This window comes from Buchnera aphidicola str. Sg (Schizaphis graminum) (genome assembly GCF_000007365.1).
Classification (GTDB): Bacteria; Pseudomonadota; Gammaproteobacteria; order Enterobacterales; family Enterobacteriaceae; genus Buchnera; species Buchnera aphidicola.
Window position 1 is genome coordinate 126,320 of record NC_004061.1, and the last position, 12,785, is coordinate 139,104.

General features: G+C 25.0%; 12 protein-coding genes. 11 read left to right on the top strand and 1 reads right to left on the bottom strand.

Translation table 11 applies throughout. The features are described 5' to 3' along the window. Positions 1-48 precede the first annotated feature (48 nt). The gene (tyrS, locus tag BUSG_RS00620) at positions 49-1,317 is read left to right on the top strand and encodes a tyrosine--tRNA ligase (protein ID WP_011053648.1); all 1,269 of its coding nucleotides are present in this window, start codon (positions 49-51) and stop codon (positions 1,315-1,317) included. Between the two features lie 23 nt (positions 1,318-1,340). Here the strand turns inward: tyrS and BUSG_RS00625 are convergent, their stop codons facing one another. Beyond that, the gene (locus tag BUSG_RS00625; protein WP_011053649.1) at positions 1,341-1,730 is read right to left on the bottom strand and encodes an iron-sulfur cluster assembly accessory protein; all 390 of its coding nucleotides are present in this window, start codon (positions 1,728-1,730) and stop codon (positions 1,341-1,343) included. 227 nt (positions 1,731-1,957) lie between these two features. Between BUSG_RS00625 and ydiK the strand changes: the two genes are divergently transcribed. From ydiK to queA, 10 genes are all read left to right on the top strand, one after another. Beyond that, positions 1,958-3,052, top strand: a complete 1,095-nt coding sequence (ydiK, locus tag BUSG_RS00630; RefSeq protein WP_011053650.1) for an AI-2E family transporter YdiK — start codon at positions 1,958-1,960, stop codon at positions 3,050-3,052. Between the two features lie 411 nt (positions 3,053-3,463). Continuing rightward, positions 3,464-4,510: a 3-deoxy-7-phosphoheptulonate synthase gene (locus BUSG_RS00635; protein WP_011053651.1), complete on the top strand. Its 1,047-nt coding sequence runs from the start codon at positions 3,464-3,466 to the stop codon at positions 4,508-4,510. Positions 4,511-4,627: 117 nt separating this feature from the next. Continuing rightward, complete coding sequence (gene thrS / locus BUSG_RS00640) at positions 4,628-6,556, top strand: threonine--tRNA ligase (RefSeq protein WP_011053652.1); 1,929 nt, start codon at positions 4,628-4,630, stop codon at positions 6,554-6,556. Positions 6,557-6,559: 3 nt separating this feature from the next. After that, positions 6,560-7,099 (top strand): translation initiation factor IF-3, encoded by a 540-nt coding sequence (infC, locus tag BUSG_RS00645; RefSeq protein WP_011053653.1) that lies wholly within the window; start codon positions 6,560-6,562, stop codon positions 7,097-7,099. Between the two features lie 71 nt (positions 7,100-7,170). Further along, complete coding sequence (gene rpmI / locus BUSG_RS00650) at positions 7,171-7,368, top strand: 50S ribosomal protein L35 (protein WP_011053654.1); 198 nt, start codon at positions 7,171-7,173, stop codon at positions 7,366-7,368. A 41-nt stretch (positions 7,369-7,409) separates the two neighbouring features. After that, entirely contained in the window at positions 7,410-7,766 is a 357-nt protein-coding gene (gene rplT, locus BUSG_RS00655) for a 50S ribosomal protein L20 (RefSeq protein ID WP_011053655.1), read from the top strand. 154 nt (positions 7,767-7,920) lie between these two features. Beyond that, positions 7,921-8,910, top strand: coding sequence for a phenylalanine--tRNA ligase subunit alpha (gene pheS / locus BUSG_RS00660; RefSeq protein WP_011053656.1), 990 nt, complete (start codon positions 7,921-7,923; stop codon positions 8,908-8,910). A gap of 9 nt (positions 8,911-8,919) precedes the next feature. Further along, on the top strand, positions 8,920-11,316 hold the full coding sequence (gene pheT, locus BUSG_RS00665) for a phenylalanine--tRNA ligase subunit beta (protein WP_011053657.1): 2,397 nt from the start codon (positions 8,920-8,922) through the stop codon (positions 11,314-11,316). Between the two features lie 4 nt (positions 11,317-11,320). Then, on the top strand, positions 11,321-11,623 hold the full coding sequence (locus BUSG_RS00670; RefSeq protein WP_011053658.1) for an integration host factor subunit alpha: 303 nt from the start codon (positions 11,321-11,323) through the stop codon (positions 11,621-11,623). A gap of 75 nt (positions 11,624-11,698) precedes the next feature. Further along, positions 11,699-12,772, top strand: a complete 1,074-nt coding sequence (gene queA, locus BUSG_RS00675) for a tRNA preQ1(34) S-adenosylmethionine ribosyltransferase-isomerase QueA (protein WP_011053659.1) — start codon at positions 11,699-11,701, stop codon at positions 12,770-12,772. Positions 12,773-12,785: the final 13 nt, after the last annotated feature.

Here is a 12,785-nt window from a genome sequence, read left to right on the forward strand (position 1 = left end):
AGTAACAATTATTGTTGTATCTATATTTAAAATAAGGTTTTAAATAAAATGGATTTAATTAATGAATTACATCAAAGAAATTTAATATTTCATATTACAAATGAAAATAAATTAAAAGAACTTATTAAAAATAAATATATTTCACTTTATTGTGGTTTTGATCCTACAGAAGATAGTTTACATGTGGGTCATCTATTACCTTTAATCACTCTTAAAAGATTTCAAGTTTTAGGTCATAAACCTATAGTGTTAATAGGAGGCGCTACAAGTCTTATTGGAGACCCTAGTTTTAAAACAAAAGAAAGATTGCTAAAATCAGATAGTTTTGTGGAAAAATGCACACTAAAAATAAGTCAACAAATTTCTTTTTTCTTAGATTTTAATTCTAATTTTAATAGTGCAATTATATTAAATAATAATTTGTGGTTTAAAAAGATTAATATTCTTCAATTTTTACGTGATGTTGGCAAATATTTTTCAGTTAACGCTTTAATTAATAGAGAAGCTGTTAAAAAACGAATTAAAAGGTCAGATCAAGGTATTTCTTTTACAGAATTTTCATATAATTTATTACAAGCATACGATTTTTTTATACTAAATCAAAAAAATCAAGTATCACTCCAAATTGGGGGCTCTGATCAATGGGGAAATATTTCTTCAGGTATGCATTTAATTCATCGAATATCTAAAAAAGAAGCTTATGGTTTAACTCTTCCATTACTTATGCAATCTAATGGTATTAAATTTGGAAAAACAGAATCAGGAACTGTGTGGCTAGATCCTCAAAAAACTACTCCTTATAGATTTTATCAGTTTTGGATGAATATAGAAGATTCTAATGTTTACCGTTTTTTAAAATTATTTACTTTTATAGATATTCATGAAATAAATGAACGGGAAAAAAATAGCTATAAAAAAAATCAAATTGTTTCTGATAAGGTTTTATTAGCTAAACATATGACTCGTTTAGTACATGGAGATGAAAAATTATCAGCTGCAGAAAGAATTACAAATATTCTTTTTTTTAAAAATATTAATGATATACAGATATCTGATTTAGAACAATTAAGAAAAGATGGTGTTCCTGTAGTGGAAACTTATAAAATAAAAGATTTACAAGAAGCTTTGGTTTTGTCTTCTTTAGCACAGTCTCGCACTCAAGCTAAAAATATGATAATATCAAATTCAATATCTATAAACACTAAAAAAATAGTCAATAAAAATTATATTATTGATGATAATGATAAATTATTTAATCAATTTACCTTACTTTCTAGAGGAAAAAAAAATCACTGTCTTATTTATTGGAATAAATAGAATTTTAATTGATTTTTGCTATTTTAATCAATTGAAAAACTTTCTCCACAACCACAGAATGTTTTTATTCTAGGATTGCAGTATTTAAATACTTCATTAATACTATCTTTTACAAAATCAATTTTTATGCCGTTTAAAAATGGTGCTTCTTTTAAGGAGATGTATACTAGAATATTGTTATAGTAAAATACTATATCATTTTTATTTTCTTTTTCTATTGTATTATTTTTAACTAATTCCATTGTATATCGAAATCCTGCACATCCAGACTTTTTTGTACCTATTCTTATGCCTTTATTTTTAGGATTCTTATTAATTAAAAATAAAATTTGTTCTATAGCTTGTTCAGTTATTTTAATACCTTTCCATTTATATTTTTTTGGTGAATAAAAATTCATTTTTTCTATTTTCATGTTTTTCTCTTTAAATATGAAATAAGATTGTTAATCATACTAAGATTATCAAGTATATAAAAAAACAATTATATTATAAATTAAGTTTTTTGTTTTTAAGAATGTTATTTTTATTTATTATTTTTATAAATTTTAATGTTATAATTGTTTAGTTATAAAAATTTTGTAGTAAAATTTCGTTTTGCAAATTGATTTATAATATAAAAATATTGAGGTGAAACGATTATATGCAAAATCCAAAAGAAAAAATGGATTTATCGCAATTTATTTTATCACTAATATTTATTATTGCTATAAGTGCTACAAGTTTCTTAATAATTCAACCGTTTATACTTGGTTTTTCTTGGGCAAGTATGATTGTCATTGCAACTTGGCCTCTTATGTTAAAAATGCAAAAATTTTTAGGAGGTAAACGCTTAGTTGCCGTTATTGGCATGATTATTATTTTACTACTATTATTCATCATTCCTATAGTTTTTTTAGTAAACAGTTTAATTAAAACTAGCATTCCTCTTATTCATTGGTTTAGTTCTAATAATTTAGAATTTCCAGAGTTAATTTGGCTTCAAGATATACCCATTATTGGTAAAAAAATCTTCATCAGTTATCAAGAACTATTAGATAGTGATGGAGGTGAATTAATTCGTGAAATTAGACCATATATGGGACGTACAACAGAATTTTTTATCATTCAAGCTAAGAATTGCGGATTATTTATTATGCATTTGACTTTAATGTTGTTATTTAGTCTTTTGCTATATTGGAACGGAGAGAAAATTAGTAATTCTATTCGTCAGTTCGCGTCGCGTCTCAGCTCTCGGAACGGAGAGGCTATTGTTTTACTTTCAGTTCAAGCTGTGAGAGCTGTTGCATTAGGTGTAGTAGTAACAGCTTTAATTCAAGCAGTTTTATCAGGAATCGGATTACTCATTTCCGGTGTTCCATATTGGACATTACTGATGATTTTAATTGTTTTTTCATGTTTAATACAATTAGGACCATTACCAATCTTAATACCTTCCGTTATTTGGCTTTATTGGAACAGTAATACAACTTGGGGTACATTGTTATTAATTTGGAGTTGTTTTGTTTTTATATTGGATAATATATTGAGACCATTTTTCATTAGAATAGGATCAGACTTGCCTACTTTTCTAATTTTATTAGGAGTAATTGGTGGTTTGCTTGCTTTTGGAATGATTGGATTATTTATCGGTCCTGTCGTATTAGTAATATTATATCGTTTGATAGTATCTTGGATATATGGAATTTCAATTGCTTCTTTTCTAGAAAATACAACTTTGAAATCAAAATCTAATTAAATTTATATCTAAAAAAACATTTTAAATGTTTTTTCATGATAAAATTAAGCGCAATTAATTTTTTAATAACATAAAAAATAAATAGAATACCAATTTTTAACTTAAGTAAATGATAAATTGTGATATTATAAAAAATAATTTAATTATATTTAATAATTACTAAACAGGATACTAATAATCTTGTATAATTATATTATTTTTAAGATTTTATCTTCATTTTATTTCCTGTTTTAAACTTCTGTCACTGTATTTTTTTAGTATACTATTAAACTTATCCTCCCTAATATTACAATTTTTATATTGATTAATTTTAAAAATTTATTAGAAATGAGTTTATGACTAGTTAGTTTATCGTGATTTTATCACATCTTGCTATTCTTTTCAGGATAAAAAATTCATTTAGAGAACAAAATGAAAAAAACAGATGAACTACGTACAATACGAATTGATCCATTGATAACACCATCTGAATTAGCAAAAAAATATGCTATTACTTCAGAAATCATGGATAATGTTATTATAACGAGACAAAATATAGCTCGAATTATGACTGGAGAAGATTTGCGTTTGCTTGTTGTAATAGGTCCATGTTCAGTACATGATCCAATTGCAGCAGTTGAATATGCTCATCGATTATATGAACTACGTAAAAAATATCAAGATCGTCTTGAAATTATAATGCGTACATATTTTGAAAAACCAAGAACAGTAGTTGGTTGGAAGGGATTAATTTCAGATCCAGATTTAAATGGTAGTTTCAGAGTTAATCATGGTTTAGCTGTTGCACGTAAATTATTATTAGATATCAATGAACTAGGAATGCCTGCAGCAACAGAGTTTTTAGATATGGTAATAGGGCAATTTATTGCGGATTTAATTAGCTGGGGTGCGATTGGAGCTAGAACTACTGAAAGTCAAATTCATAGAGAAATGGCTTCAGCTCTTTCTTGTCCAGTAGGTTTTAAAAATGGAACAGATGGAAATATACGTATTGCAATTGATGCTATTAGAGCAGCACAAGCACGTCATTTGTTTTTTGCTCCGAATAAAGATGGACAAATGACTATTAATCATACCAGTGGAAATCCTTATGGACATATAATTATGAGAGGTGGTCGAACTCCTAATTATCATGCTCACGATATTAATTCAGCAATAGAACATTTACGTGAATTTAATTTGTTAGAACATTTAATGATTGATTTTAGTCATGGTAATTGTTTAAAGGAACATATTCGTCAAAAAGATGTTGCTAAATCTGTTTCAAAACAAATTTCTCAAGGTTCAAAAACTATATTTGGTGTAATGATTGAAAGTTTTTTAGAAGAAGGTTTTCAAACAGTTAAAGAAAATCAACCACTAATATATGGAAAATCAATTACTGATGCATGTTTAAATTGGAAAGACAGTGTCCTTATTATTAAGCAATTAGCAGATGCGGTAGATACTCGTTTTTAATAATTATTGTGTATGCTAGTCAAAAATTTGACTAGCATCTTTTTATTAAACTCAACAGTTGAAATTTTTTAAATAATTTTTAAAAAATAATATTTTTTTAATTAAGGATCTAAAAGAATGCCTGTGATAAGATTTTGTGATGGGAGTCAGCAGGTATATAAGCATTCTGTCTCATTGAGAGAAATTATAGAAAATAAAAAACCTAATATAATTAGGTCCCTTATTGCTATTTCTGTCAATAATAGTTTTTCAAATTTTAATACTTTAATAACAGAAGATTCTTCTATATCATTTATTAGTAAAAAAGATTGCGAAGCATTAAATATTATTCGATATTCTTGTATACAGCTTTTAAATTATGCAGCGAAAAAAACATGGCCATCGTGTAAGATTGGAGAAAGTGAAATTACAAAAAGTGGTTTTTATTGTGATATTGATTTTGAAAATAGTATTACAGAAGAAGATTTTTTTATATTAGAAAATAATATGAAAACTCTTATAAAAAGAGAATATTTTATATCTCATCAAAACATTTCTTTTGATCATGCGTATGAAATGTTTAAAAAGAAATCAGAAATATATAAGATTCATTTAATAAAAAAATATATAAATAAAAAAAATAAAATATCATTGTATTATCATGAAAATTATTTTGATATTGATATGGGGATGCAAGTTTTTAATATAAAATTTTGTAAATATTTTAAATTACAAAAAATTGGAGGTATTTATTGGAAAGGTGATCATAAAAATAAAATGTTACAACGTATTTACGGTACTGCTTGGTCAACTAAAAAAGAATTAGATAAACATTTAAGCTATATTAATGAATTAAAAAAAAGAGATCATAGAAAAATTGGAAAATTGTTAAATTTATATCATATGCAGAAAGAATCTCCAGGTATGATATTTTGGCATAATAACGGTTGGATCATTTTTAATGAACTAGAAATATTTGTTCGAGAAAAACTAAAAGAATATAAATATAAGGAAGTTAAAACACCTTTATTAATAGATAAATCAATATGGCAAAAAAGTGGTCATTGGGACAATTATCAAGATGCTATTTTTACTACTTCATCAGAAAATCGAGAATATTGTATTAAACCAATGAATTGTCCAGGACATGTTCAAATTTTTAACTGTGGATTAAAGTCATATCGAGATCTACCTATTCGTATGGCTGAGTTTGGAAGTTGTCATCGTAACGAATCTTCAGGATCTTTGCATGGTCTTATGAGAATTCGTAATTTTACTCAAGATGATGCTCATATATTTTGTACCCAAGAGCAGTTGCGATATGAAATAAATAATTGTATTAAGATGATATATGATTTATATAGTACATTTAATTTTAAAAAAATATTAGTAAAATTCTCTACTCGACCAAAAAAACGTATTGGAGATGAATCTGTTTGGGATCAAGCAGAAAAAGATTTATCTGATGTATTGATAGAAAATAATCTAAAGTTTGAACATCAAGAAGGAGAAGGTGCTTTTTATGGTCCTAAAATTGAGTTTGTTTTACAGGACTCTTTAGATCGTAATTGGCAGTGTGGAACGATTCAACTTGATTTTTATTTGCCAATTCGTTTACGTTCATTTTATATTGATGAACACAATCATCAAAAAATTCCTATAATAATTCATCGAGCGATATTAGGTTCAATAGAACGTTTTATTGGAATATTAATTGAAGAGTTTTCAGGAAAATTGCCTACATGGTTATCTCCAATACAGGTAGTAATACTCAGTATTACTGATAGTCATATAAATTACGTTAAAAAAATAGTCCAACATTTTTCTGATATTAATATTCGAGTTGAATCAGATTTAAGAAATGAAAAAATAGGTTTTAAAATTCGTGAACATACATTGCGTCAAATTCCATATATATTAATTTGTGGAGAAAAAGAAATTAAATCTAAAAAAATTTCGGTTAGAACTAGAAATGGTTACAATTTAGGAATTATAGATATTGATTGTTTTATTAAAAAGTTACAAAAAGAAATTTTTACTCGTAGCTTTTATCAAATGGAGGAATAAAGTATTAAAGGCGGAAAAAGAATTCAATTCACGCGGCCGAATCGTATTAATAATGAAATTCGTGCCATTAAAGTTCGTCTTACTGGTGTCGAAGGCGATCAAATTGGGATAGTTAATTTACGTGAAGCTTTAGAAAAAGCTGAGGAATTAGGATTAGATTTAGTAGAAATTAGTCCAAATGCAGAACCTCCAGTTTGTCGTATTATGGATTATGGCAAATTTCTTTATGAAAAAAGTAAATCTTCTAAAGAACAGAAAAAAAAACAAAAGGTAATTCAAGTAAAAGAAATTAAATTTCGTCCTAGTACAGATGAAGGAGATTATCAAGTTAAATTACGTAATTTAATTCGTTTTTTAGAAGATGGGGATAAAGTTAAAATTACCCTACGATTTAGAGGACGTGAAATGGCACATCAAAAAATAGGTATTGATGTGTTGAATAGAGTGAAAAATGATTTAATTGAATTAGCAATTATTGAATCATTTCCATCTAAAATCGAAGGTCGTCAAATGATTATGGTATTAGCACCAAAGAAAAAATAATAATTTTTGACTAAACATGCCAAAAAGAAATATGTAGTTTATTTTTTTTTACAATTAAAATGAAATATTTTATGCCAAAAATTAAAACTTTAAGAAGTGCAGCAAAACGTTTTAAAAAAACTGCATCTGGTAAATTTAAACGTAAACAAGCAAATTTACGTCATATTTTAACAAAGAAAACAACAACTAAAAAACGTCATCTTCGTCCTAAAATTCTAGTTTCAAAAGGAGATATAAGTAAAGTTAAATCTTTTTTACCATATTTTTAAAATAATTTCTAATAAATTTCTATAAATAGGGAAGTATATCAATGGCTCGTGTAAAACGTGGCGTAACTGCTCATGCTCGCCATAAAAAAGTTTTAAAACAAGCAAAAGGTTATTATGGAGCTCGTTCTCGTATTTACAGAGTTGCATGTCAGGCAGTAATTAAAGCCGGACAATATGCTTATCGTGATAGACGTCAAAGAAAAAGACAATTTCGTCAATTATGGATTACACGAATTAATGCTGCAGTTCGTCAAAGTCAAATGTCTTACAGTAGTTTTATGTATGGATTAAAGAAAGCTTCGATTAATATTGATCGAAAAATATTGTCTGATATTGCAATTTTTGATGGATTTTCATTTAATATATTAATAAAAAAAGCAAAAGAAGCTTTATTGTAAAACTTTATTATTTTTTTTCAATAAATAAAACGAGGAAATTGATCTCCTTTATATTTTAAATGTAAAACATACTAAGCTTCCTTTATGGAAGCTTTTTCATATTTTAAATATATGTATTTAAATTAAAAATATAAAAAAAATAGGTATATAATATATGTTGATTTTACAAAAATTATTTGACAGCGTAAAAATTGAAATTAAGAATTCACACACAATAGATAAATTAGATCATATACGAATTAAATATTTAGGGAAAAAAGGAATTTTTTCTAATCTTATAAAAGATTTAAAAAATTTTTCTCTTGAAGAAAGAAAAAAATACTTTATCATTTTTAATGAAATTAAAAAAAAAACAATAAATCAAATTAATAAAAAAAAAATAGAACTAAATAAAATTATTTTAGATAAACAGATTGAAAAAGAAAAAATTGATGTATCTTTACCTGGTCGTCGTATAAAAAACGGTGTTATTCATCCTATTAATCATACTATTACTTATATAAAAAATTTTTTTTCTAAATTAGGATTTGAATCTATTAGTGGATTTGAAATAGAAGACGAATATCATAATTTTGATGCATTAAATATTCCTAAAGATCATCCTGCTCGCAATATTCATGATACCTTTTGGTTTGATGAAAATCGTTTATTAAGAACACAAACTTCTAGTATGCAAATTAGGATTATGAAAAAAGAAAAACCTCCTATTAGGTTGATTTTTCCTGGAAAAGTATATCGTAATGATTATGATTCTACACATACACCTATGTTTCATCAAGTTGAAGGATTAATAGTCGAAAAAAATATTAATTTTTCTAATTTAAAATGGATTATATATAATTTTTTACGTAATTTTTTTCATAAAGATATTGCTATTAGATTTCGTCCATCTTATTTTCCGTTTACTACACCTTCTGCAGAAGTTGATGTTGTTACAAATAATGGAAAATTATTAGAAGTATTAGGATGTGGTATGGTTCATCCATCAGTTTTAAAAAATGTGAATATTGATTCAAATTTTTATTCTGCTTGTGCATTTGGAATTGGTATAGAACGAATTACTATGCTACGTTATGGAATTTCTGATCTTCGTTCTTTTTTTGAAAACGACATAAGGTTTATAAAACAATTTAAACATATTTAGTGAGATAAAATGAAATTTAATGAAAACTGGTTACGTGAATGGATTAATCCGAAAATAACTAGTGTTAGTTTAAGAAATCAAATTGTTGAATCTGGTATAGAAATAGAATCAATACATGAATTTAATCCTATTTTTGATGGTTTTTTAGTTGGTAAAATAGTTGAATGCATCAATCCTTGTAAAGGAAATAATTTAAAAATATTAAAAGTAGATGTAGGATATAAAAAATTATTAAATATTGTATGTGGAGCTTCAAACTGTCGTAATAATATTAAAGTTGTAGTGGCTACGATTGATAGTATTTTGCCAAATGGATCAAAAATTAAGATAAAAAAAATAAAAGAAAAATTATCTGAAGGTATGATATGTTCTTTTTTTGAATTAGGTTTGTTTAATTTTTGCAAAGATATTATTGAACTTCCTGAAGATATTCCTATAGGAAAAAAAATAAACGATTTATTTTTATTAAAAAAAGATACTTTTATTAAAGTTGCTGTTACACCTAATCGTCCAGATGGATTAAGCATTTTAGGAATAGCTCGAAATATAGCTGCTATTAATAATTTAAAAAAAATCCGATTAAAAAAAAGAATTCTTCCAACAACAATTGAAGATCAATTTCCTATTACAATTAATACTGAAAAACAAAGTGTTAATTATTTCGGAAGAATTATTCAAAATGTTAATTTAAATGTTGACACTCCATTTTGGATGAAAAAAAAATTATTTTTTTGTGATTTGTTATCAGATAATATAATTGAAAATATTCTTAATTATATTTTAATAGAAATTGGACAACCATTAAATATATTAAATGCAGATAAAATAGATGATGTAATTGAAATTCGTATGGCTATAAAAAAAGAGTTTTTAATTTTAAAAAATGATACTCGAATAGTATTAGATAAAGATATTTTAGTGTTTTCAGATAAAACAAAAATATTGTTTATCCCGGGTAATATAAACAATTCTGATTTAGAACCAAATAAAAATACTAAAAATATATTTTTAACATCATATTTAGTTGATAAAAAATCGATATTAAATATTTTAAAAAAAATAGATTCTAATAATATTTTAGACTATTATAGTCATGGTGTTGATGCATCACTGCAAAAATATGCTATAGAATATGCAACATATTTAATTGTTAAGATATGTGGTGGTAAAATAGGTCCTATTAATACAAAAAAATCTAATTTTAATTCTTTATCTTGCTCAAATAAGATTAAGTTATATCATCAAAACTTCAATAAATGTATAGATTCTTTCGTTGATTCTTCTATTATTTCAAACATTTTATTATGTCTTGAATATAAAGTTAATTTTCACAAAAAATATTGGTATGTGTTTCCACCTAGTTGGCGATTTGATATTTTGATTGAAGAAGATGTAATAGGTGATATACTTCGTATATACAATTATAATAATATTCCTTTAACTCCATTAAAACAAAATTACTATTTTAATAGTAAAAATAAAGACTTAAAAAGTCCCTTATTAGATGAAGCAGCTGTATTACTTATTAATAGAGGATATTATGAAATAATAACATATTCTTTTATCAATCCCTCTCTACAAGATGATATTATTCCAAATAATAATCAAATATTAATTTCTAATCCTATTTCTAAAGATTTTTCGTCTATGCGTTTATCATTATGGCCAGGTCTTCTTAAGACTGTTTCTTATAACAAAAATCGTCAACAAGAAAGTATGCGTTTTTTCGAAAGAGGACTCTGTTTTTCAATTGATGAATCACAAATTCTTGGAATACGACAAGAAATGTTTTTAGGAGGCGTAATAAGTGGTTTTTATAGTAAAGAAAACTGGTTTTCTGTTAGAAGGAAAGTAGATTTTTATGATTTAAAAGGTGATTTGGAATCTTTATTAGAAGTTATATGCGGATTAAATAAATTTGAAATAAGGCATCAAAATATATTAGGTTTACATCCAGAACAAAGTGCAAAGATTTATTTAGATAATAAGTATATTGGTAGTCTTGGTAAAATTCATCCGAAAATAGAAAAAAAGTTAAATTTATATAATTCTACATTTTTATTTGAACTATCATTAAATTATATTTCAAAATTAAAATTTTATAATACAGAAGAAATTTCTAAATATCCTACAAGTCGTCGTGATATAGCTATATTAGTATCCAAAGATATTCCGTTTTTAGACATTATTACAGTATGTAAAGATTTTTTTGTTAATAAAAAAGTAGAAATTAATTTATTTGATGTATATTCTTGTAAAGAATTTGATAACAGAAAAAAAAGTTTAGGAATTAGTTTTGTATTTCAAAATTTTAAAAAAAATTTAAAAGAAAATGAAGTTAACTTAATGCTTCATGATTGTATAAAAATATTAAAGAAAAAATTTCAAGTAGTTTTAAGGAAATAAATTTATGGTAGTTACAAAAGCTGCAATTTCAGAAAATTTATTTGAAAAATTAAAATTAACTAAACGTGATTCTAAAGAATTTGTAGAGTTTTTTTTTGAAGAAGTTAGAAAGTCTTTAGAAAAAGGTGAAGATGTTAAATTATCTGGATTTGGAAATTTTCAATTAAAAAACAAAAAAGAACGCCCTGGTAGAAATCCTAGAACAGGAGAAAACATTCTTATTACCCAAAGGCGTGTAGTTATTTTTAAAGCAGGTCAAAAATTGAAAAATAGAGTTGAACATTATTTAATGAAGGTTAAATATTAACGATATTTAATTTTTACTTGTAAAAAAAATCTATATATATTAGGTTTATACACTATTCTCTTAAAGAAATAAAATATGCATCTTAGTAATTTTTATTTTAAAATACCAAAATCACTTATAGCTTTTTATCCATGTTTTATTCGAAGTCAATCTCGTTTACTTATAATCAATGGTCACACAGGGAAAATAGCTCATAAATTTTTTTTTAATATTTTAAATGAAATTAATTCTGGTGATTTGATCATTTTTAATGATACTAAAGTAATTCCTGCTCGTTTATTTGGTTATAAAAAAAGTGGTGGTAGAGTTGAAGTTTTATTAGAAAGAATATTAAATAAAAATAGTATTTTAGCCAGTATTAAATCTTCTAATGAAATTAAAATGAATTCTTATTTGTTTTTTGGAAAAAAAAATAAAATTAAATCTTTTATAATTGGTTATAAAAATCCCTTTTACATAATTAAATTTTTGCATAATAAGAAATCAGTTATTGATATATTTAATAATATTGGACATATACCCTTACCTCCTTATATTAAAAGATTTAATGAAAAAATAGATTCAAGTTTATATCAAACAGTGTATAAAAAAAATTTAGGTTCTGTTGCTGCACCAACTGCTGGATTACATTTTGATTTACCTTTATTAGAAGCATTAAGTAAAAAAGGTGTTGATATAGATTTTTTAACATTACACATAGGAAGCGGAACATTTCAACCTATTAGAACTGCAAAAATAGAAAAACATATTATGCATTCTGAATTGGTTGAAGTTTCATCAAATTTAATTCAAAAGATTAAATTATGTAAGAAAAAAGGCGGTCGTATAATTGCGGTTGGTACTACTACTTTGCGTGCATTAGAAAGTGCTTATCATTCTAATTCGTGGAATAATAAGAAAAACTATGTTAAAGATACAAATATTTTTATATATCCTGGTTATAAACATAATGTTGTAGATGCTTTAATTACTAACTTTCATTTTCCTGAATCAACATTGATAATGCTAGTATGTTCTTTTTTAGGTTATAAAAATACTATGAATGCTTATCATGAAGCAATTAAAAATAATTATCGTTTTTTTAGTTATGGGGATGCAATGTACATAACTTATAACACACATGCTCCATATGAAAAAATACTAACTTAATATAATCTTACCT